The organism is Shigella sp. FJ200513, assembly GCF_040495915.1.
GTDB lineage: Bacteria > Pseudomonadota > Gammaproteobacteria > Enterobacterales > Enterobacteriaceae > ECMA0423.
Map to the genome: position 1 here is coordinate 33,544 of NZ_JBDYCV010000017.1, position 20,758 is coordinate 54,301.

The window sequence follows — 20,758 nt, forward strand, 5'->3', positions numbered from 1 at the left end:
CATCTCTTACTTGATACGGCTTTAGTAGCGGTATCAAAAAATCTGCAGTAAAGTAAGTTTCCCGATGTATCCGTAGCTCAGCTGGATAGAGTACTCGGCTACGAACCGAGCGGTCGGAGGTTCGAATCCTCCCGGATGCACCATATTCTCCAAAAAATTTCCTTCAAAAATATCTCATTTCTAAATAACTACTTTATCCATTTCCTGAATTTTCTTCTCCTTCGCCATCAGCGACAAAATCAAGCAATTACGCTAAAGTAGCGTCATATTTTTCGACTTGCGAGAAGACCATGTACGAGCGTTATGCAGGTTTAATTTTTGATATGGATGGCACAATCCTGGATACGGCGCCTACGCACCGTAAAGCGTGGCGCGAAGTATTAGGGCACTACGGTCTTCAGTACGATATTCAGGCGATGATTGCGCTTAATGGATCGCCCACCTGGCGTATTGCTCAGGCAATTATTGAGCTGAATCAGGCCGATCTCGACCCGCATGCGTTAGCGCGTGAAAAAACAGAAGCAGTAAGAAGTATGCTGCTGGATAGTGTCGAGCCGCTTCCTCTTGTTGAAGTGGTGAAAAGTTGGCATGGTCGTCGCCCAATGGCTGTAGGAACGGGGAGTGAAAGCGCCATCGCTGAGGCATTGCTGGCGCACCTGGGATTACGCCGTTATTTTGACGCCGTCGTCGCTGCTGATCACGTCAAACACCATAAACCCGCGCCAGACACATTTTTGTTGTGCGCGCAGCGTATGGGCGTGCAACCGACGCAGTGTGTGGTCTTTGAAGATGCCGATTTCGGTATTCAGGCGGCCCGTGCAGCAGGCATGGACGCTGTGGATGTTCGCTTGCTGTGAGTGAAGCGTTATCGCTTTTCTCGTTGTTTGCCAGTAGTTTTCTCAGCGCTACACTATTACCCGGCAACTCCGAAGTCGTGCTGGTGGCAATGTTGCTTTCCGGGATCAGTCATCCCTGGGTTTTAGTTTTAACAGCAACAATGGGTAATAGCCTTGGAGGGTTAACTAACGTTATCCTTGGGCGTTTCTTTCCATTGCGTAAAACATCGCGCTGGCAAGAGAAAGCTACCGGCTGGCTGAAACGCTATGGTGCAGTCACGCTATTATTAAGCTGGATGCCCGTGGTTGGCGATTTACTGTGTCTGTTAGCGGGATGGATGCGCATCTCCTGGGGGCCAGTAATCTTTTTTTTGTGCCTTGGTAAAGCGTTACGCTATGTTGCAGTTGCAGCAGCGACCGTTCAGGGCATGATGTGGTGGCACTAATTGTAGGCCTGCACATATGGTCACCATTACAGTTATGCTAATTAAAACGATTTTGACAGGCGGGAGGTCAATTTGATCCCGGACGTATCACAGGCGCTGGCCTGGCTGGAAAAACATCCTCAGGCGTTAAAGGGGATACAGCGTGGGCTGGAGCGCGAAACTTTGCGTGTTAATGCTGATGGCACACTGGCAACAACAGGTCATCCTGAAGCATTAGGTTCCGCACTGACGCACAAATGGATTACTACCGATTTTGCGGAAGCATTGCTGGAATTCATTACACCAGTGGATGGTGATATTGAACATATGCTGACCTTTATGCGCGATCTGCATCGTTATACGGCGCGCAATATGGGCGATGAGCGGATGTGGCCGTTAAGTATGCCATGCTACATCGCAGAAGGTCAGGACATCGAACTGGCACAGTACGGCACTTCTAACACCGGACGCTTTAAAACGCTGTATCGTGAAGGGCTGAAAAATCGCTACGGCGCGCTGATGCAAACCATTTCCGGCGTGCACTACAATTTCTCTTTGCCAATGGCATTCTGGCAAGCGAAGTGCGGTGATATCTCGGGCGCTGATGCCAAAGAGAAAATTTCTGCGGGCTATTTCCGCGTTATCCGCAATTACTATCGTTTCGGTTGGGTTATTCCTTATCTGTTTGGTGCATCTCCGGCGATTTGTTCTTCTTTCCTGCAAGGAAAACCAACGTCGCTGCCGTTTGAGAAAACCGAGTGCGGTATGTATTACCTGCCGTATGCGACCTCTCTTCGTTTGAGCGATCTCGGCTATACCAATAAATCGCAAAGCAATCTTGGTATTACCTTCAACGATCTTTACGAGTACGTAGCGGGCCTTAAACAGGCAATCAAAACGCCATCGGAAGAGTACGCGAAGATTGGTATTGAGAAAGACGGTAAGAGGCTGCAAATCAATAGCAACGTGCTGCAGATTGAAAACGAACTGTATGCGCCGATTCGTCCAAAACGCGTTACCCGCAGCGGCGAGTCACCTTCTGATGCGCTGTTACGTGGCGGCATTGAATATATTGAAGTGCGTTCGCTGGACATCAACCCGTTCTCGCCGATTGGTGTAGATGAACAGCAGGTGCGATTCCTCGACCTGTTTATGGTCTGGTGTGCGCTGGCTGATGCACCGGAAATGAGCAGTAGCGAACTTGCCTGTACGCGCGTTAACTGGAACCGGGTGATCCTTGAAGGTCGCAAACCGGGCCTGACGCTGGGTATCGGCTGCGAAACCGCGCAGTTCCCGTTACTGCAGGTGGGTAAAGATCTGTTCCGCGATCTGAAACGCGTCGCGCAAACGCTGGATAGCATTAACGGCGGCGAAGCGTATCAGAAAGTGTGTGATGAACTGGTTGCCTGCTTCGATAATCCCGATCTGACTTTCTCTGCCCGTATCTTAAGGTCTATGATTGATACTGGTATTGGCGGAACAGGCAAAGCGTTTGCAGAAGCCTACCGTAATCTGCTGCGTGAAGAGCCGCTGGAAATTCTGCGCGAAGAGGATTTTGTAGCCGAGCGCGAGGCATCTGAACGCCGTCAGCAGGAAATGGAAACCGCTGATACCGAACCGTTTGCGGTGTGGCTGGAAAAACACGCCTGACAGAAAAGAAAAAGGCCACTCGGGAGTGGCCAAAATTTCATCTCTGAATTCAGGGATGATGATAACAAATGCGCGTCTTTCATATACTCAGACTCGCCTGGGAAGAAAGAGTTCAGAAAATTTTTAAAAAAATTACCGGAGGTGGCTAAATGCCGTTGTTAGATAGCTTCACAGTCGATCATACCCGGATGGAAGCGCCTGCAGTTCGGGTGGCGAAAACAATGAACACCCCGCATGGCGACGCAATCACCGTGTTCGATCTGCGCTTCTGCGTGCCGAACAAAGAAGTGATGCCAGAAAGAGGGATCCATACCCTGGAGCACCTGTTTGCTGGTTTTATGCGTAACCATCTTAACGGTAATGGTGTAGAGATTATCGATATCTCGCCAATGGGCTGCCGCACCGGTTTTTATATGAGTCTGATTGGTACGCCAGATGAGCAGCGTGTTGCTGATGCCTGGAAAGCGGCAATGGAAGACGTGCTGAAAGTGCAGGATCAGAATCAGATCCCGGAACTGAACGTCTACCAGTGTGGCACTTACCAGATGCACTCGTTGCAGGAAGCGCAGGATATTGCGCGTAGCATTCTGGAACGTGAGGTACGCATCAACAGCAACGAAGAACTGGCACTGCCGAAAGAGAAGTTGCAGGAACTGCACATCTAGTCAGTAAACTATCTTCACAATTAATTGAAAAAAGCCAGTTCAAATGAACTGGCTTAGTTGTACTTAGTGCGCACCGCCTCCGCCGCCACCTGCGCCAAATGGCGGTTTAGCAAACCACACCAGCCCCAGCAGTACGAGGAATATCCCGGCTGACATCCAGAAGATCTCATTGGCGGAAATAATCAGCCCCTGATTGGTGATCTGCTGGGCAATCCAGCCTGATGCCTGCTGTTGCGTCATCCCAAGCCCTTCCAGTTGACTGTACATCGCCTGGGCATTCGGGTTGAACGGGTTTACCGACTCAGTCAACTGCGCATGGTGCATCGACTCGCGGTTGGTCCACATGGTCGTGGTTATCGACGTGCCGATAGACCCCGCCAGCGTTCGCGTAAAGTTAGAGAGGCTCGATGCCGCCGCCAGTCGTTCCGGTGGCAAACCAGACAGCGTAATGGTGGTCAGCGGCATAAAGAAGCAGACCACCGCAAACCCCTGGATAAACTGCGGCCAGGCCGACGCGCAAAAATCCATACCTGGTTCAAAGGTATAGGCACGCCAGTAGAAGCAGACGGCATACATAATAAAGCTGAAGGTTACCAGCCGCCGCATATCCAGTTTATGCGCGAAGCGGCCGATAATCGGCGACAGAATCACCGGAATAATCCCTACCGGCGCAGAGGCCAAACCTGCCCGGGTCGCCGTGTAACCGTAGACCTCCTGCAACAACTGCGGCAGCAGAACAATAGCGCCGAAGTAGAGCATATACGCGAGGCTGATACACAAGCAGCCGATGGTGAAGTTGCGCGACTTAAACAACGACAGATCGACTATCGGGTTATCGTCGGTCAGCTCCCAGACAATCAGGAAGCAGATAGCCACCACCGCCACCACGGTAAGAATGATAATTTCCTGTGATGAAAAACAGTCCAGCTCTTTACCGCGGTCGAGCATAATCTGCAGGCTGCCGATACCAATAACCAGCAGTGCCAGCCCCACGGCATCAATCCGCCGCCGTTCGGTGCGGGTTTCACGTCCGCGCAGGGTTTGCAGTGTCATCAACACCACCGCCACGCCAATCGGCACGTTGATGAAGAATATCCAGCCCCAGTGGTAATTATCGCTGATATAACCGCCGAGGATCGGGCCGCAAATTGGCGCGACAATCACCGTCATCGACCACAACGCCAGCGCGATCGAGCGTTTGGCTGGCGGGTAGTTATTCAGCAATAGACTTTGCGAAAGCGGGATCAACGGCCCGGCGACAATCCCCTGAATCACGCGGAAGAAGATCAGCATATTCAGGCTGCTGGAGACACCACACGCCCAAGACGCAATAGCAAAGGCGATGGTGGACCAAAGGAACAGTTTCACTTCCCCGACGCGCTTTGCCAGCCAGCCGGTAAGCGGGATCGAGATGGCATTCGCCACCCCGAAAGAAGTGATTACCCACGTTCCTTGGCTGAGCGATGAGCCCAGATTCCCGGCGATAGTGGGGATCGCCACGTTAGCAATGGTGGAGTTCAGCACCTGCATGAATGTCGCCAGTGACAGCGCAATCGTCATAATGACCAGTTGCGCGCCTTCCAGCGGTTTTTGCTGTTGCATCACACGCACCTCTGGATTAGCCAGCGTTAGCTTTTACGATATCGTCGATCAGTTTATTGACAGGTGCCAGGCTGATTTCACGCGCGGTACTTACCGCGACCGGTGTTGAACGTACTTTATTTGCCAGTACCTGACCGTCACGGTTAGTGGTATTGACGCTCACCAGCGTGGACAAACCAATGCGCAGCGGGTATTGCTCCAGCTGTTTCTGGTCCAGTTCGATACGCACAGGTAGACGCTGAACGACTTTGATCCAGTTACCGGTCGCATTTTGCGCCGGAAGCAGTGAGAACGCGCTACCTGTGCCCATATCCAGACCAACCACTTTACCGGTGTATTTCACATCATCGCCGTAAATATCGGTGGTGATGGTGACCGGCTGACCGATGCGCATATTGGCAATCTGCGTCTCTTTAAAGTTGGCATCCACCCACATATTGGTGGCTGGAACGACCGCCATCAGCGGCGTCGTTGGGCTAATTTGCGCACCCGGTTGCACGGCACGACGGGAAACATAACCGGTCATCGGACTGACAATACGGGTACGCTCCAGCGCCAGCTAGGCGTTACGTACTTCGGTGGCAGCCTGTTGCACGGCAGGCTGATCTTCCAGTTTAGTCCCCAGAATCATCGCCTGATTGGCATTGTATTGTTGAATAGCGACGTCCAGTTGCGCCTGGGCACTGGTGACGGCGTCGCGGGCGTGTTGCAGCTCTTCGCGACCAATCAGGTTGGCATTGCCCAGCGGCACACGGCGGTTGTAGTCGCTTTGTGCTTTCGCGAGGGCGATTTTTTGCACCTCAATATTCGCCTGCAACTGTTTGCTGTTAATCATCAGCTGGTGGGTTTGGCGAACGCTGGAAGCCAGTGCAGTTTTGGCTTTTTCAAACGCCTGGCGAGCATCTGTCGGGTCGAGAGTGACCAGAACATCGCCTTCTTTTACAAAATCGGTGTTATCGGCCCAGACTTTCGTCACGCTGCCAGACACCTGAGACATAATTTGAATCTGATTCCCTGCCACGTATGCGTCATCGGTTTCTTCGAAATGACGCAGTACCAAAAACCAATAAATCCCTATCGCTACGGCAATAATTATAAAGAGCAAGGTGAGAAGGAGGAGCAGACGCTTACGTTTGCCGCTCTTCTTTACCGGTTGCTGCGGGGTTTGAGTCTCCGCATTTGCGCTCATATTGTTCTCCACGATCTTCTTAACTCATCGGCTGAGCCGACCTGCTTGCCAAAAAGGCCAGCATGTTGCGATGCTGGCCGGTCATTTTTTCTTTTATAAATCTGGATTTTTGAGCGAGATGACGCGTTAGCTCATCGCTTCGAGAACCACACCGTCTTGTTCCATCTGGTCGAGACGGGAGAGCAATTTGCGGGTGATTTGCTCGAGCTGATCTTTTTCTGTTGTGCTGAGCGCGGACCAGAGTTGATGCAGGCAGTTATGCTGCGGTGGTAAAACCTCGCGCAAAAACTCGTGACCTTTTTCCGTTAATTGCAGATGCAGGCAGCGGCGATCGTTATCGCTTTTACGACGTTCGATCCAACCGCGTTTTTCCAGTTCATCGGCAATACGCGTCGCGTTGGTACGGGATGATCCAAGAGCACAACTTAATTCAGAAGGCTGAATACTGTGGTTTTCCTGAGACTCCAGCGTAATCAACGCCATAAACAACGTCTCGTTAATCCCCTGAGCCTTCAGCATTTTATTGCGGTTCTCCAGCAGCTTGCTTTGCATGTGCATGCAAAGACGAGTCAGAAGGATCTCCTGATAAGGAAAATCTTCGTGGCGGCTGGCGCGAAATTTTAGCATTTGTTCAATGGGCGTAAACGAACTATCCATTTGGGTATGACCTCATTAATTTCAGCCGATATAGTAACGACAGTGACAAATAAAGTAAATGTATTGTTTTAGAAAAATGATTCTTGTGGGTTATATAATCGCCATCACTTTCCAGGCGAGCCCATAGGCCAGCGCACTAAGCAGTGTTGGGATGATAATGCTGCGTGTTTTATAGAAACTGGCACCCAGTACCGCGAAGCCGACCAGCGTGGGCACGAAACGGCGTGTATCGTGCATCACTTCTGGTGCGGTAGAGACAACCAGCAGAGCGCATATCGAGGCGATGCCAATGGTGTCGAGCAAAATACCTACCGCGCCACGTTTGGTTGGGCGGGCATTACCCACACGCAGGCGCAGCGGCAAATAGCGGAAGCAATAATTCGCCGCGCCAACCAGTAACCCAAGCAGCAGAACCTCATAGCTCATCGGGCGCTCCTTGCCAGAATGCCTGGATTAACGCAGTGAGGCAGCCACAGACAATGCCTGCCAGAATGGCGACGGGAATAGAAAATAGCGTTACGCCTGCAAGGGCACCAACTAAAGCTGCGGTAACGCAAAGAGATTGTTTGCGCTGGAAAGAGGCGAGCAGGAAACTCATAAAGAGTGCCGGAAGCATAAAACCTAATGCAGCTTCAACGGCGGGATAACCTTGCAGCAAGCCGCTGCCGGAGAATGCCCCTATTACCGTACCAAATACCCACGATGACCATGAACTGAAGGCAATGCCGATCATCCAGTTCTCGCTCCAGCGGCGATTATTGCGTACCAGTTTTGCGGTGGCGGCGGCAAAAACCTCATCCGTCAGGCCAAACGCCCATAGGGCGGTTTTCGATTTTTGCAGACGCTGAATAATACGGCTACGCAGTGACGGGCCATACAAAACATGGCGAACATCCATTGCCATGACGCTCAGTGCAGCAACCCACAAACTACTCCCGGCTGCCAGCATCGCGGTAATGACGAACTGGCTCGCGCCTGCATAAATGATGCAGGAGAAAAAAACGCTTTCGAGAGGAGAGAATCCCAGACGGGTCGCATTCAGACCGAACGCAAAGGCCACCGGAATATAACTAATAACAATCGGTAAACTGTCTTTGCATCCTTCCATGAAGGTCGCCGAACCAGGAGCAGGCTGTGGAGTAGGGCTTTCCATAGAGTGTACGCTTAACGATTGTTAATATTATAAATAGACTGAATGAATATCTTAACCTTATCAGACTGATGGGCTTCTTAACACCCTTATAAGTGTAAAGCCACGAAAACGGTTGCTGATTGCTTAATTTGCGGCTTCCTGACGATGAAAACCTCGCCACCAGACCAGTAAGTTAACCAGGGCAATCGTCGCGCCAGCCAGACAAACGCCAGCCCAACCGCCATGTTGCCAGGCTGAGGCTGAAATTAGCGAACCGGCGGCACCGCCAATAAAGTAGCTGGTCATGTAACCTGCGGTCAGGCGATTACGCGCATCAGGATGTATTCGATAAATTACCGTCTGGTTAGTGATATGCACGCCCTGTACGGTGAGGTCCAGCACCAGAATGCCGATAATCAACGCCAGTACGGAAGTGTGACCAAACCAGATTGCCAGCCATGAAAGTAACAGCAGAAGCAGACCGAAAGTTGTGGTGCGATTTGCCCTTGTCGGCAAAACCGCCCGCCGGACGAGCGCCCAACGCTCCGGCAGCTCCCGCAAGCCCAAACAGACCAATGTCACCATCGCTGTAGTTAAAAGGTGGAGCGGCAAGCAAAAAGGCCATTGAGGTCCAGAGAATGCTGAAGTTGGCAAAGGTCATGCAGCCCAGCAACGCGCGGGTGCGCAGGATCTTATCGCTGATGAACATGCTGAAAACGGAACCCAACAACTGTGGGTAGTTGAGGTGGGTTTCTGATTTCATTTGTGGCAGACCACGCCATAATGCCAGCGCCATCAGTGCCATTAACACCGAAGCAACCCAAAAGACGGTGCGCCAGCCGCCGAGGTTTGCCAGTAACCCGGCAACGGTTCGTGCCAGCAATATCCCCAACAGCAGACCGCTCATAATGGTGCCAACCACTTTGCCGCGTTTATCCGGTGAAGCCAGCGTCGCTGCCAGCGGAACCAGAATTTGTGCCACGACTGAGAATAAACCGGTTAATGCCGTACCGAGGATCATCATCGCCAGTGACTGACTGCTGGCAGTGATTAACATACCGCCCGCTGCCAGTAAGGTCATCGAGACAATCAGGCGGCGGCGTTCAAACATATCACCGAGGGGAACAAGAAACAGTAGACCTGCGGCATAGCCCAACTGCGCGGCGGTAACAATAAAGCCTGCCGAACTGGCGGAAAGGGAAAAGTTACGCGCGATGGTGTCGAGCAATGGCTGGGCGTAATAGTTACTGGCTACCGCCAGACCGGTGGCGATAGACATCAGCACGATCAGCGCCGGGCTAAGCTCATGATTAGGTTTAGTCATTATTTTTGTTCATCAGGTGATGATTAAGCTGGAAATCAATAATAGCGGATGTTGATGAATATGGGATGAAAGATAGCTTGTTGAAATGTGCGATGTGGTTTGTAGGCATGATAGGACGCGTCAGCGTCGCATCAGGCATTGTGTACAGAGCGGCGGATGAGGCGAAAACGCCTTATCCGCCCGAATAAAAATTACTTCTGCGCTGCCAGCGCCTCATTCACCCAGCCATCGAACTGCTGCTGGTGGGCTTTGATCCAGCCATCAACGTGGCCCTGAATATCGCCTTCTGAGGCTTTGCCGTCATGCATAATGGCGTTCTGGGCGTTAATATCGGCCACTGGCAACTGCATAATGGCAAACAGTTTGGCTGCCGCCGGATTTTTCTCGGTCCAGGCTTTGTTGGCAACGATATGCATGGTGCTGACCGGGAAGCCGTAATTCGCGCCATTCGGCAGTTTGGTATCGGCATTTTTATCGCCCGGCAGTGCGGAGAACGGCACCTGCAACCAGACCACATCTTTCCCTGGCTTCAGCTCATTACTCACCCAGTACGGCGTCCAGGTGTAATAAAACACCGGTTTGCCCTCTTTGTAGCGACTGATGGTGTCGGCCATCATCGCTGCGTAGTTCCCCTGATTATGCGTCACGGTGTTGGTCAGTTCATACGCGGCAAGCTGGTGGTTGATCGCACCTTCGCAGCCCCAGCCAGGGTTACAACCGGTTAAATCCGCTTTACCGTCGCCGTTGGTATCGAACAGTTTGGCGATCTTCGGATCTTTCAGTTGTGCGATGTTGGTGATTTTGTATTGGTCGGCGGTTTTCTTATCGATCAGGTAACCCTGTGCTGCGCCGTTAACAAATACCCCTTCACGATAAAATTTCTTATCGCCACCGGCAGCTTCGTACATGTTGTCATGGAGTGGCGTCCAGTTCACGGCGGTGAAGGTTGCATCGCCGGAAGCAAGCGAGGTGTAGCCAACGTTGTAATCCACTTCGCTGGGTTTGTTGACGGTATAACCTAATTTCTCCAGCGCACGACTGACCAGCAGCGTCTGGAAGGTTTCTTCAGTGATGGTGCTCTGAACTGGATTAACAGTAATGCCTTTGCCCGGCAGATCGGCAGCAAAAGTTTGTGTAGAGATAAGCGTGGCAAACGCTGTCGCAAAAAGTACGCTATGTCGCATTGTTATTCCTTTTTTTGGCAGGGTGATAATGCCCGGCGTCACCGGGCAAGTGCAGAGTTACTTAATGAATGGGCGGGTCAGCAGACCAACAGGGCCAGTGGTGTACCAGCGACGGTTGCCGCGACTGCGTGAGTCGCGCCCAACGGCCTGCGTCAGGCGATCGAGGATAATGGCGAGGATCACAATCCCGACGCCGCCAACGGTGGCAAGCCCCATATCCAGACGACCGATACCGCGAAGTACCATCTGACCCAGCCCGCCGACGGCAATCATCGAGGCAATGACCACCATAGAAAGGGCCAGCATCAGCGTCTGGTTAACGCCCGCCATAATGGTCGGCATCGCCAGCGGTAACTGAACTTTGAACAGCATCTGGCGCGGGCTGGCACCGAATGAGCGCGAGGCTTCAATCAGATCCGCCGGAACCTGGTTAATCCCCAGAATGGTCAGACGGATAATCGGCGGCAGCGCAAAGATGATCGTCACCACCACGCCCGGCACGTTACCGATACCAAATAGCATGACGATTGGCACCAGATAAACAAACGCTGGCGTGGTCTGCATGGCATCAAGCAGTGGACGAATAATTTTCGCCGCTCGCGGACTTCTCGCCAGCCATATCCCCAACGGCAAACCGATGACGATACAGAACAGCAGGGCAGTTAACACCAGCGCCAGAGTCACCATTGCCTGCGACCAGGCACCGATTGCGCCGATGGCAATCAGCGAGACCAGCGTCGCCACGCCCATTCCGACCCCGGAAATCTGCCAGGTGATGAGAGCGAAAACGATAATCGCCACTGGCGCTGGCATACCCAGCAGCAATTGCTGGAAACCGTTGAGGATATAATCAACCGGAACGCGCACGCCCTGGAAGACGGGACGGAAATGGGTAACAACCCAGTCGATCCCTTCAGTGACCCAACTGTCGAGCGGGATCAGCGTTTTATGGAACGGATCGAGAATATTAAAATGCTCGACGTTTGGCGCAGGCGTACTGGTCAGCCAGTCAGCACCACCGCCGTCAGCCGGTGCAGTCGTCGGTGTACCCCAGGCGTCTGCGGATTGCGCGGCACTGTCCGCCGCTGGCGTGGTATCCCACGGATTATTTTGATCAGCCATTATTTACCCCCTCACGATCTAAAGCGCGCAGCAGCATTCCTTTCGAAATGATGCCGACATACTGTTGGTCCTCGTCGACCACGGGCACCGCACAGGGTGCCTGTCCGACATGAGAGAGCAACTCGCTAAGAGGCGTTTGTGCATCGACTGCTAACGGCGCATCAATCAGCGCCGCATCAAGACCTTGCTGCTGCGTTAACGCGGTTTTAAGCGAATCGATGGAGACTGCGCCGACAAACTTATTACCGCGTTCGATAACGTAGCCATATTCGCGATCTTCATCCTGCAATAATTTCAGTGCCGAACGTGGGCCGAAGCCAGGAGTTTTACGAATTAAGCCATTCGGTGTCCGGCGGGCAATATCTTTCGCACTGAACACCTGACTAATATCAACGCCACGGAAGAAGGTACGGACATAATCATTCGCCGGATTATTGAGAATTTCATCCGGTGTGCCGACCTGTACCACTTCACCATTTTGCATAATGGCAATTCGGTCGCCAATACGCATGGCTTCATCAAGATCGTGGGAAATAAAGACAATGGTGCGCTGATGTTTCGCCTGTAATTTTACCAGCTCATCCTGCATCTCGGTGCGAATTAATGGATCGAGCGCCGAGAAGGCTTCGTCCATTAATAATATATCCGGATTAATCGCTAACGCGCGGGCTAATCCCACACGTTGACGCATCCCGCCAGAGAGTTCATCCGGGTAGCTGTGGGCATAATTTTCCAGCCCGACCTGACGCAGTGCATCAAGGGCTTTTTCCCGGCGTTCTTCGGCATTAATTCCGGCCAATTCCATACCGAACGCAGTATTGTCCAGCACGGTCATATGCGGCATTAAGGCAAAGGACTGGAAGACCATCGCAATCTTTTTTCTGCGCACCTCACGGAGTTCGGCGTCGGATATTTTGGCAATATCCACACCATCAATCAGCACTTGCCCGCGGGTGGGTTCAATCAGGCGATTGAGAAGGCGTACCATTGTGGATTTACCCGAGCCGGATAATCCCATGATGACAAATATCTCGCCTTCTTCAATGGCCAGACTGGCGTCTTTTACGCCAAGCGATAGCCCAGTTTTTTCCAGAATTTGTTCTTTTGAAAGTCCTTGTTCGATATATTTGAACGCTCGCTGTGGATGCTCACCAAATATTTTATAAAGATTTTTAATTTTTAATTTAATGGCCATGCAATAGAATGATTTCTTTATTTGTTTATGTCGATATATTACCCAATGGGAATAGTCACTTTTTTCTACCCTAACATACTGAGAATCTGAGGCAACCCCTGAGGGCAAATGTGGCATGAATATTGATGCGAGCAAATCGCCGGAATTTTCCGTGATATAAGGGCTGAGAGCAAATCGAGAAAAGTTGATATTTTTTGTCATAGATAGCGAAAAAACGCCTGAATATTGTAGTTTCAGGCGAATAATGCAACAGAGTATCAGTGTAGATCACTACAGAATATTTGCGTGATAAAAAGCTATTTGGCGGGAATTATTTCCCTGCTGCGGGTAGTGATATTTTTGAAAATAACACCCTCAGAAATTCCAGTCTTCATCTTCTGTTTCAACCGCTTTCCCCATCACATAAGAGGAGCCTGAACCGGAAAAGAAATCGTGATTTTCATCGGCATTCGGCGAAAGCGCGGCGAGGATTGCCGGATTCACTTCCGCCATTTCTGCGGGAAATAACGGTTCGTAGCCCAGATTCATCAAAGCCTTATTGGTGTTGTAACAGAGAAACGCTTTCACATCGTCAGCCCACGGGGTTTCGGCGTACAGCTCATCGGTGTATTGCAACTCGTTGTCGTAGAGTTCCAGCAACAAATCGAAGGCGAAACTCTTCAACTCTTCACGTTGTCCCAGAGATATCTTTTCCATGTTTTTCTGATATTTATAGCCTATGTAGTAACCGTGGACTGCTTCATCGCGGATAATCAGACGGATCAGGTCCGCGGTATTGGTCAGCTTTCCGCGGCTGGAAAAATACATCGGCAGCCAGAAACCGGAATAGAACAAAAAAGATTCAAGAAACACACTGGCGATTTTCTTTTTCAGCGGATCATCACCGCGATAATGTTGCTGAATAATCTGAGCTTTTCGCTGCAACGGTGCGTTTTCTTCACTCCAGGCGTAGGCGGCATCGACATCTTTGGTCTGGCACAGCGTCGAGAAAATCGAACTGTAAGAGCGGGCATGAACCGCTTCCATAAAGCTGATATTCGATAATACCGCCTCTTCATGAGGCGTGAGCGCATCGGGCATCAGCGAAGGCGCGCCGATAACATTTTGCAGCGTGTCGAGCAGCGTCAGGCCAGTAAAAACGCGCATCGTCAGTTGTTGTTCTACGACAGTTAATGTCTGCCAGGCGGGAATATCGTTCGACAGCGGCACCTTTTCTGGTAGCCAGAAATTGCTGGTCAGGCGATTCCACACCTCCAGATCTTTATCGTCAGATATCTTGTTCCAGTTGATGGCGCTGATACGTGAGAGTTTCATAGATATTCCTTAAAGTGCACAGGAGACGCAGCCTTCAATTTCAGTGCCTTCCAGCGCCATCTGACGCAGGCGGATGTAATAGAGCGTTTTGATACCTTTGCGCCAGGCGTAAATCTGCGCTTTGTTGATATCGCGAGTGGTGGCGGTATCGGGGAAAAACAGCGTCAGCGACAGCCCCTGATCGACATGGCGAGTCGCTTCCGCGTAGGTGTCGATGATCTTTTCTGCGCCAATTTCGTAAGCGTCCTGATACAGCGCCAGATTTTCGTTAGTCATAAACGGGGCAGGGTAGTAAACGCGTCCTGTTTTGCCCTCTTTGCGTATCTCTACTTTCGCCACAATCGGATGAATACTCGACGTAGCATGGTTGATATAAGAGATAGACCCGGTTGGCGGCACCGCCTGGAGATTCTGGTTGTATATGCCGTAGCGCATCACGTCGTCGCGCAGTTGCGCCCACATCTCACGGGTAGGTAACGTAATACAGCTGCGGGCAAACAGTTCGCCAACTTTCGCCGTTTTCGGCTGCCAGTTACCTTGCAGATATTGGCTGAAATATTCACCACTGGCATAGCGTGACTGTTTGAACCCGGCGAAGGTTTCACCGCGTTCGCGCGCCAGCAACATCGAGGTACGCAGTGCGTGCCAGGTGATGGTATAGAAATAGAGATTGGTGAAATCCAGGGCTTCCGGCGAACCATAAGCGATGCCTTCCCTCGCCAGATAACCATGTAAATTCATCTGCCCCAGTCCGATGGCGTGCGAGGCGGCATTTCCGGCTTCGATGGACGGCACGCTGCGGATATGACTCATATCTGACACCGCCGTTAAACCGCGCACGGCAGTCTCTACCGTGCGGGAAAAATCGGGGGAATCCATGGTGTGCGCAATATTCAACGAACCTAAATTGCAGGAAATATCATGGCCTGTGCGGGCATAGTCGAGATTCTCGTCATACTCTGAGGCGCTGTTAACCTGCAAAATTTCTGAGCAGAGATTACTCATATTTATGCGCCCGGCGATAGGGTTAGCACGGTTTACTGTGTCTTCATACATGATGTAGGGATAGCCGGACTCAAACTGGATTTCTGCCAGTCGCTGGAAGAAATCACGGGCGTTGAGGTATTTTTTGCGGATGCGTTCATCGGCAACCAGTTCGTCATAGTGTTCGCTAATGGCGATATCGGCAAACGGCTTGCCATAAACTCGCTCAACGTCATAGGGCGAAAACAGCGCCATCTGCGCATTCTCTTTTGCCAGATGGAAAGTGATATCCGGGATCACCACGCCCAGCGACAGTGTTTTAATGCGGATTTTTTCGTCGGCATTTTCCCGTTTCGTGTCGAGAAAACGCAGAATATCGGGATGATGAGCATGTAAATAGACTGCACCTGCCCCCTGACGCGCGCCGAGTTGGTTGGCATAGGAAAATGCGTCTTCCAACATTTTCATCACCGGAATTACGCCAGAAGATTGATTTTCAATACGTTTAATTGGCGCGCCCGCTTCCCGCAGATTCGACAGCAAAAATGCTACGCCGCCGCCGCGTTTCGACAGCTGCAGTGCGGAATTTACCGCCCGACCAATCGACTCCATATTGTCTTCAATACGCAGCAAAAAACAGGAAACCAGTTCGCCGCGCTGCTGCTTACCGCAGTTGAGGAATGTTGGCGTGGCTGGCTGAAAGCGTCCTGACAGCATTTCATCGGTCAGTTGCAACGCCAGCGTCTCATCGCCTTGTGCCAGCGTCAGCGCCACCATCGTGACTCGATCGGCAAAATCTTCCAGATAACGTTTACCGTCGAATGTCTTCAACGTATAGCTGGTGTAAAACTTCCATGCCCCGAGGAATGTCTGGAAACGAAAACCGCTGGTGTGTGCGTGGGCAAACAGCGTAATGACAAAGTCGCGAGAGTAGCGATTAAGAACGCTTTCATCATAGTAACCTTCGTTGACCAGCCAGTTCAGGCGCTGCTGCTGGCTACTGAAGGTCACACTGTTCGGACGCACATGCGTCGCAATAAAGGCGTCAACGGCCTGGCGGTCTTTATCGAACTGAATGCGACCTGCGCTATCGTAAAGATTAAGCATCGCATTCAGCGCGTGGTAATCCATCGTTTCCTGCGTCAGGCATTCTGCGGTTGTCGTTGCCAAAATTCGGTTACTCCTTTACGAACGTTTTCGATATCGCTTTGCGTACCCATGAGTTCAAAACGGTACAGCCACGGCACGCCGCATTTCCGGGCAATCACATCTCCGGCGCGGCCATACGCCTCACCAAAGTTGCGATTACCAGAAGCAATAACGCCGCGAAGCAACGCCCGGTTGTGCTCGTCGTTTAAAAAGCGAATTACCTGTCGTGGCACCGCGCCAGCCGTACCGCCGCCGCCGTAAGAGGGCACGATCAGGATGTAAGGCTCGTCTACCTGAATCCGTTCCCGCTCATTGAGCGGGATGCGCACCGCGGGCAGACCTAAACGTTCGATAAAACGCTGCGTGTTTTCGGAGCTGCTGGAGAAGTAGACGAGCTGGCTCATGCACTGGCCGCGTGTGGCGCTGGATGCAGACGGTTAATCATGTCCGGACGGAAACCAGACCAGCTAAGATCGCCAGCAATCACTACCGGCAACTGACGAAAGCCCTGAGCACGCAACGCTTCCGCTGCTTCAGGAACGCGATCGACATTAATCATTTCAAAATCAAAGCCCCGGTTTTCCATCGCCCGTTTGGTGGCGTGGCACTGAACGCAATCGTTACGAGTATAAATAGTTATGCGCATGATTCGTATTTCCGTTTAAAATGAAGATACGGCGCGATGATACGCGTCGGGTTGTCTCTCTGTTGATACAGAGATACTAGATGTAGTTGAAAAAAGATTCAACTACACAATATATAGCAAATAGTGATCGAAATTACCCTGGATATGAGCGTGACGGGGGAGGGGGATTTTTGTGATTCACCAGGCAAAAAGAAACCCCGAAGACAGGCTTCGGGGTCAAAGACGCGTATTTATTATCATTTTTGCACTACGATTTGCGCATGCTTAACAGTGCGCCGATAAAAATACCTACCGCAGCTGCTGTACCCACGCTACACCAGGGTCTTTCACGAACAAAAGAATCCGCTCAGCCAACGGCATCGCGCGCGGCTTGCTGGACGCGAGTACGACCATGCATTCGCGCCCTGGTTTCTTTCAGCAACGCCTGAGCTTTACTGCGTGCGGCTTCAGCTTCCCCTTTGGCGTCGCTGCCCCAGGACTTCAATACAGATTCGAGGCTGTCAGCTAATTGATTGACATCATTCTGGATATCCTGCACGCCATCATCAACGTCGTTGCGGTTCGGTCGGTTAAACATATGATCCCCCATTAGAATTCGATGTAATTTTCAGTGTAGACCATAATTTTCTTAACTGAGGTTCATCGCGGCTTTATGGACTTTTCTGAAAGCGTTGTGAATGCGCAATCAGGTAAGGTAGGCCCGCGGTTGAAAATAACGAGGATCAAATATGTATTTACGACCAGACGAGGTGGCGCGCGTACTTGAAAAAGTCGGTTTTACTGTCGATGTGGTAACCCAGAAAGCGTATGGTTACCGCCGTGGGGAAAATTATGTCTATGTTAATCGCGAAGCGCGAATGGGACGTACCGCTCTGGTAATTCATCCAACATTAAAAGAACGCAGTTCAACACTGGCTGAACCCGCTTCCGATATTAAAACTTGCGATCATTACCAGCAATTTCCGCTCTATTTAGCAGGCGAGCGACACGAGCATTACGGTATCCCGCATGGCTTTAGTTCGCGTGTTGCGCTTGAACGTTATTTGAATGGTTTATTTGGCGAAGCCAGTTAAAGACGCGACTGGCGATGCCAGTCGCGAAAAGAAGAGTCAGGCTTTTACCTGCTGGTAACGGCTGACTTTAAACAGTCGGCGGCAATAATCGAGGAAGTAGCCATAAACCGCCCCCATCAACATCGAAACAACGATGTTTGAACTGACCGCCGCCATAATCTGATGCCAGTCTGCGCCCACCACTAACAAGATCGCCACATACACCGGTGACTGGAACGTCACATAAGCCAGGATATCAGCCAGATTTTTTATCCAGCCCGACGGGCTAACTTTGCGTGCCGCGCGCATAAACAGATCGCGGTACATACCGTATGGCCATGCAATTAAGATGTTCACCGGAATCGCTACCAATCTGGAATAAAAAGACTGTTCGAAGCTCATTCCGGAGAGGAAAACTTCAATACACATGTTCACGACAGAACAGTAAACAACCATCGCGAACGTATCTGCAACTGCATGACGCAAGCGTGACTGCGGTGAGAACATGCTAATGCTCCTTAATAAAAGCGTAATGGGATGTTAATGGAGATGAAAGCAGTGGATCTCATTGCCATCTGCATTTTTGCATAGCGTATATCGCTGTCTATGACTAATCAATTAGTGAAAAATTTTTATTTAGTTAGTTTTTGTAGATAAAATATTCCGTAACGGCTCGTTTTTTGTACATTGTGGATTTTTACATGCCAATATGATTTATTTTCAATTAAATCAATTAGATATGATCTTGCCTTTAATTTCACTAATGAAAGTTTGGGGGGGAGGTAACGCTATAAGCGTAGAGAATTCGGTGTTTGTCATGACCGGGTCATTTACAGCATTTTTGATGCCAGAAAATGTACATTAACAGCAGAAAGCACCAGTGAGGGGTGTTTTCTTTTATTCTGTTATATTGCATTTTTATTCACTTCGGTTTTGTCAGGCTTGCGGAGTTAGCGAGCAGAGAGCGCCACTCTGTTCACCAATAACCTAAATTACTCATCAAAATGGCTAATATATAATCTTGAAATTATTCTGAGAGTTTCAGAAAATAACAGCTGAAATAATCTCGCGCAGGACTGTAAATAGATTAAATTTTGTGGAAATATAATAAGTGATCGCTTACACTACGCGACGAAATACTTTTTTGTTTTGGCGTTAAAAGGTTTTCTTTATTATGTCCGTAATGTTACAAAGTTTAAATAACATTCGCACCCTCCGTGCGATGGCTCGCGAATTCTCCATTGACGTTCTTGAAGAAATGCTCGAAAAATTCAGGGTTGTCACTAAAGAAAGACGTGAAGAAGAAGAACAGCAGCAGCGTGAACTGGCTGAGCGTCAGGAAAAAATTAGCACCTGGCTGGAGCTGATGAAAGCTGACGGAATTAACCCGGAAGAGTTATTGGGTAATAGCTCTGCTGCTGCACCACGTGCTGGTAAAAAACGCCAGCCGCGTCCGGCGAAATATAAATTCACTGATGTTAACGGTGAAACTAAAACCTGGACCGGTCAGGGCCGTACACCGAAGCCAATTGCTCAGGCGCTGGCAGAAGGTAAATCTCTCGACGATTTCCTGATCTAATTACTGAGGCCGGATGTCGCTGCTAGGGCGCGTCCGGCGTCGCTTCTCAAGCTCGTTGGTTCCACGGCATCTTATCTAACAACCTTGCCATTCCACAAAAACCGCTGATTCCTGCAAACAGTAACCCGGCACCAACAAAGCCACTTAATAAGAAGAAACCGCTATTTACGGTATAACCCAGTACAACGCCGTTTAATATTAAACCACCCGCAGCGATCTGCACCTGGCGCATTAACGGCAAGGGTTGAGATTTATTTACCGCTACTGGCAATCCAGCTCTTTTCCAGCCATCAATCCCATCTTCGAGTAAAAATATTTCTGCGGGGGCGGCAATCGCTGCTAATTTATCGGCGTTATTACTGGTGCGTTTACCTGCCTGGCAGTGGAATATAATTTGCTCGCGACGTAATTTAGGTGGAAGACCTGACTGTTCCAGCACGGATAATGGAGCCAGATCTGCTTCAGGAATATGTTCACGAAGATATTCATCAGCGTCACGAATATCGATTAACTTTGCGCCGCGTGCGATTAATTCTTGTGCATCATGCGGCGAAATGGTTGTCAAAGCCATAGTGACTCCTTACGGACAATAGACATTTTTCAGGGTGGCGATAATGGCATTTACCGCCTCATTTTTAATGGAATATAGAATGCGTTGGGCATCCCGTTGGCTGTTGATAAGCCCTTCGTCCCGCATACGAGCGAGATGCTGTGATGTCGCAGAGGCGCTCAGTCCGGTAATGCGCGTCAGCTCTCCCGCGCTGGTGCCGGGGGAACCGCTAAGCATGCACAGAATCAGCAACCGTTTAGGGTGGCTCATTGCTTTCAATAAGGCCGCTGCCTGTTCGGTACTGGCCTGTAATTGCGCGAGTTCAGTCATATTTATTTAAGTATTTTCTAAATTAAGTAAACTCTAAACTAAAAATGCAACATATACCAGCCTCAGCAGCGTAAATGAGAGTAAAAGCGTAAGCTGAATAGACTGGCCCCCTGAATCTCCAGACAACCAGTATCACTTATTTAAGTGATAGTCTTAATACTAGTTTTTAGACT

General features: G+C 50.5%; 20 protein-coding genes, 1 tRNA gene and 3 pseudogenes. 7 read left to right on the plus strand and 17 right to left on the minus strand.

Going from position 1 to position 20,758, the window contains the following annotated elements; all coding sequences use genetic code 11:
• Positions 1-66: 66 nt before the first annotated feature.
• The 5 genes from ABZJ92_RS06035 (at position 67) to luxS (ending at position 3,576) form a co-directional block, all read left to right on the plus strand.
• Positions 67-143 (plus strand) — tRNA-Arg (locus ABZJ92_RS06035).
• A 147-nt stretch (positions 144-290) separates the two neighbouring features.
• Entirely contained in the window at positions 291-857 is a 567-nt protein-coding gene (gene yqaB / locus ABZJ92_RS06040) for a fructose-1-phosphate/6-phosphogluconate phosphatase (RefSeq protein WP_000273283.1), read from the plus strand.
• Positions 854-1,282: a YqaA family protein gene (locus ABZJ92_RS06045; protein ID WP_001287454.1), complete on the plus strand. Its 429-nt coding sequence runs from the start codon at positions 854-856 to the stop codon at positions 1,280-1,282. The genes yqaB and ABZJ92_RS06045 overlap by 4 nt, the downstream gene beginning before the upstream one ends.
• A gap of 72 nt (positions 1,283-1,354) precedes the next feature.
• On the plus strand, positions 1,355-2,911 hold the full coding sequence (gene gshA / locus ABZJ92_RS06050) for a glutamate--cysteine ligase (RefSeq protein ID WP_000611802.1): 1,557 nt from the start codon (positions 1,355-1,357) through the stop codon (positions 2,909-2,911).
• A gap of 149 nt (positions 2,912-3,060) precedes the next feature.
• Positions 3,061-3,576 carry an S-ribosylhomocysteine lyase gene (gene luxS, locus ABZJ92_RS06055; protein WP_001130212.1) on the plus strand — a complete coding sequence of 172 codons (516 nt, stop codon included), beginning with the start codon at positions 3,061-3,063 and terminating at the stop codon, positions 3,574-3,576.
• Between the two features lie 63 nt (positions 3,577-3,639).
• Here luxS and emrB read toward each other — a convergent pair whose 3' ends face one another.
• The 14 genes and pseudogenes from emrB to ABZJ92_RS06125 all read right to left on the minus strand — a co-directional run bounded on the left by emrB (position 3,640) and on the right by ABZJ92_RS06125 (position 17,651).
• Complete coding sequence (gene emrB, locus ABZJ92_RS06060; RefSeq protein WP_353765429.1) at positions 3,640-5,178, minus strand: multidrug efflux MFS transporter permease subunit EmrB; 1,539 nt, start codon at positions 5,176-5,178, stop codon at positions 3,640-3,642.
• Positions 5,179-5,194: 16 nt separating this feature from the next.
• Positions 5,195-6,367 (minus strand): annotated as a pseudogene (gene emrA / locus ABZJ92_RS06065) (multidrug efflux MFS transporter periplasmic adaptor subunit EmrA).
• A gap of 126 nt (positions 6,368-6,493) precedes the next feature.
• Positions 6,494-7,024 carry a multidrug efflux transporter EmrAB transcriptional repressor EmrR gene (emrR, locus tag ABZJ92_RS06070; RefSeq protein WP_000378448.1) on the minus strand — a complete coding sequence of 177 codons (531 nt, stop codon included), beginning with the start codon at positions 7,022-7,024 and terminating at the stop codon, positions 6,494-6,496.
• Positions 7,025-7,114: 90 nt separating this feature from the next.
• Positions 7,115-7,450 (minus strand): L-valine transporter subunit YgaH, encoded by a 336-nt coding sequence (ygaH, locus tag ABZJ92_RS06075; protein WP_000119749.1) that lies wholly within the window; start codon positions 7,448-7,450, stop codon positions 7,115-7,117.
• Complete coding sequence (gene ygaZ / locus ABZJ92_RS06080; protein ID WP_000445652.1) at positions 7,440-8,177, minus strand: L-valine exporter subunit YgaZ; 738 nt, start codon at positions 8,175-8,177, stop codon at positions 7,440-7,442. Before ygaZ ends, ygaH begins: the two co-directional genes overlap by 11 nt.
• Positions 8,178-8,300: 123 nt before the next feature.
• Positions 8,301-9,480 (minus strand): annotated as a pseudogene (locus ABZJ92_RS06085) (MFS transporter).
• A gap of 191 nt (positions 9,481-9,671) precedes the next feature.
• The gene (gene proX / locus ABZJ92_RS06090; RefSeq protein ID WP_001216527.1) at positions 9,672-10,664 is read right to left on the minus strand and encodes a glycine betaine/L-proline ABC transporter substrate-binding protein ProX; all 993 of its coding nucleotides are present in this window, start codon (positions 10,662-10,664) and stop codon (positions 9,672-9,674) included.
• 57 nt (positions 10,665-10,721) lie between these two features.
• Entirely contained in the window at positions 10,722-11,786 is a 1,065-nt protein-coding gene (gene proW, locus ABZJ92_RS06095) for a glycine betaine/L-proline ABC transporter permease ProW (protein WP_000774986.1), read from the minus strand.
• On the minus strand, positions 11,779-12,981 hold the full coding sequence (gene proV, locus ABZJ92_RS06100) for a glycine betaine/L-proline ABC transporter ATP-binding protein ProV (RefSeq protein WP_000985596.1): 1,203 nt from the start codon (positions 12,979-12,981) through the stop codon (positions 11,779-11,781). The genes proW and proV overlap by 8 nt, the downstream gene beginning before the upstream one ends.
• A 354-nt stretch (positions 12,982-13,335) precedes the next feature.
• Positions 13,336-14,295, minus strand: coding sequence for a class 1b ribonucleoside-diphosphate reductase subunit beta (gene nrdF / locus ABZJ92_RS06105; RefSeq protein ID WP_000777973.1), 960 nt, complete (start codon positions 14,293-14,295; stop codon positions 13,336-13,338).
• A 9-nt stretch (positions 14,296-14,304) separates the two neighbouring features.
• Complete coding sequence (gene nrdE / locus ABZJ92_RS06110) at positions 14,305-16,449, minus strand: class 1b ribonucleoside-diphosphate reductase subunit alpha (RefSeq protein ID WP_000246518.1); 2,145 nt, start codon at positions 16,447-16,449, stop codon at positions 14,305-14,307.
• Positions 16,422-16,832 carry a class Ib ribonucleoside-diphosphate reductase assembly flavoprotein NrdI gene (nrdI, locus tag ABZJ92_RS06115; RefSeq protein ID WP_000080947.1) on the minus strand — a complete coding sequence of 137 codons (411 nt, stop codon included), beginning with the start codon at positions 16,830-16,832 and terminating at the stop codon, positions 16,422-16,424. The genes nrdE and nrdI overlap by 28 nt, the downstream gene beginning before the upstream one ends.
• Positions 16,829-17,074, minus strand: a complete 246-nt coding sequence (gene nrdH, locus ABZJ92_RS06120) for a glutaredoxin-like protein NrdH (protein ID WP_001223227.1) — start codon at positions 17,072-17,074, stop codon at positions 16,829-16,831. Before nrdH ends, nrdI begins: the two co-directional genes overlap by 4 nt.
• Before the next feature lie 247 nt (positions 17,075-17,321).
• Positions 17,322-17,651 (minus strand): annotated as a pseudogene (locus ABZJ92_RS06125) (DUF883 domain-containing protein).
• Positions 17,652-17,802: 151 nt separating this feature from the next.
• Here ABZJ92_RS06125 and ABZJ92_RS06130 point away from each other — a divergent pair.
• The gene (locus ABZJ92_RS06130; protein WP_000281320.1) at positions 17,803-18,147 is read left to right on the plus strand and encodes a DUF2002 family protein; all 345 of its coding nucleotides are present in this window, start codon (positions 17,803-17,805) and stop codon (positions 18,145-18,147) included.
• Between the two features lie 36 nt (positions 18,148-18,183).
• Here the strand turns inward: ABZJ92_RS06130 and alaE are convergent, their stop codons facing one another.
• Positions 18,184-18,633 (minus strand): L-alanine exporter AlaE, encoded by a 450-nt coding sequence (gene alaE / locus ABZJ92_RS06135; protein WP_000492656.1) that lies wholly within the window; start codon positions 18,631-18,633, stop codon positions 18,184-18,186.
• Positions 18,634-19,300: 667 nt separating this feature from the next.
• On the opposite strand from alaE, the gene stpA reads away from it, so the two are divergent.
• Positions 19,301-19,705, plus strand: coding sequence for a DNA-binding protein StpA (stpA, locus tag ABZJ92_RS06140; RefSeq protein WP_000115383.1), 405 nt, complete (start codon positions 19,301-19,303; stop codon positions 19,703-19,705).
• Positions 19,706-19,751: 46 nt separating this feature from the next.
• Here the strand turns inward: stpA and ygaP are convergent, their stop codons facing one another.
• Positions 19,752-20,276 carry a thiosulfate sulfurtransferase YgaP gene (gene ygaP, locus ABZJ92_RS06145; protein WP_001229472.1) on the minus strand — a complete coding sequence of 175 codons (525 nt, stop codon included), beginning with the start codon at positions 20,274-20,276 and terminating at the stop codon, positions 19,752-19,754.
• Between the two features lie 9 nt (positions 20,277-20,285).
• A complete protein-coding gene (locus tag ABZJ92_RS06150) occupies positions 20,286-20,585 on the minus strand; it encodes an ArsR/SmtB family transcription factor (protein WP_000137292.1) in 300 nt (99 codons plus the stop codon).
• Positions 20,586-20,758 lie beyond the last annotated feature (173 nt).

Coding starts and splice junctions, on each gene's coding strand:
- nrdH (WP_001223227.1), bottom strand. CDS start 17,074: ATGCGCATAACTATTTATACTCGTAACGATTGCGTTCAGTGCCACGCC.
- proV (WP_000985596.1), bottom strand. CDS start 12,981: ATGGCCATTAAATTAAAAATTAAAAATCTTTATAAAATATTTGGTGAG.
- luxS (WP_001130212.1), top strand. CDS start 3,061: ATGCCGTTGTTAGATAGCTTCACAGTCGATCATACCCGGATGGAAGCG.
- emrB (WP_353765429.1), bottom strand. CDS start 5,178: ATGCAACAGCAAAAACCGCTGGAAGGCGCGCAACTGGTCATTATGACG.
- ABZJ92_RS06130 (WP_000281320.1), top strand. CDS start 17,803: ATGTATTTACGACCAGACGAGGTGGCGCGCGTACTTGAAAAAGTCGGT.
- ABZJ92_RS06150 (WP_000137292.1), bottom strand. CDS start 20,585: ATGACTGAACTCGCGCAATTACAGGCCAGTACCGAACAGGCAGCGGCC.
- emrR (WP_000378448.1), bottom strand. CDS start 7,024: ATGGATAGTTCGTTTACGCCCATTGAACAAATGCTAAAATTTCGCGCC.
- stpA (WP_000115383.1), top strand. CDS start 19,301: ATGTCCGTAATGTTACAAAGTTTAAATAACATTCGCACCCTCCGTGCG.
- proW (WP_000774986.1), bottom strand. CDS start 11,786: ATGGCTGATCAAAATAATCCGTGGGATACCACGCCAGCGGCGGACAGT.
- proX (WP_001216527.1), bottom strand. CDS start 10,664: ATGCGACATAGCGTACTTTTTGCGACAGCGTTTGCCACGCTTATCTCT.
- ygaZ (WP_000445652.1), bottom strand. CDS start 8,177: ATGGAAAGCCCTACTCCACAGCCTGCTCCTGGTTCGGCGACCTTCATG.
- yqaB (WP_000273283.1), top strand. CDS start 291: ATGTACGAGCGTTATGCAGGTTTAATTTTTGATATGGATGGCACAATC.
- alaE (WP_000492656.1), bottom strand. CDS start 18,633: ATGTTCTCACCGCAGTCACGCTTGCGTCATGCAGTTGCAGATACGTTC.
- nrdF (WP_000777973.1), bottom strand. CDS start 14,295: ATGAAACTCTCACGTATCAGCGCCATCAACTGGAACAAGATATCTGAC.
- ygaP (WP_001229472.1), bottom strand. CDS start 20,276: ATGGCTTTGACAACCATTTCGCCGCATGATGCACAAGAATTAATCGCA.
- ygaH (WP_000119749.1), bottom strand. CDS start 7,450: ATGAGCTATGAGGTTCTGCTGCTTGGGTTACTGGTTGGCGCGGCGAAT.
- nrdI (WP_000080947.1), bottom strand. CDS start 16,832: ATGAGCCAGCTCGTCTACTTCTCCAGCAGCTCCGAAAACACGCAGCGT.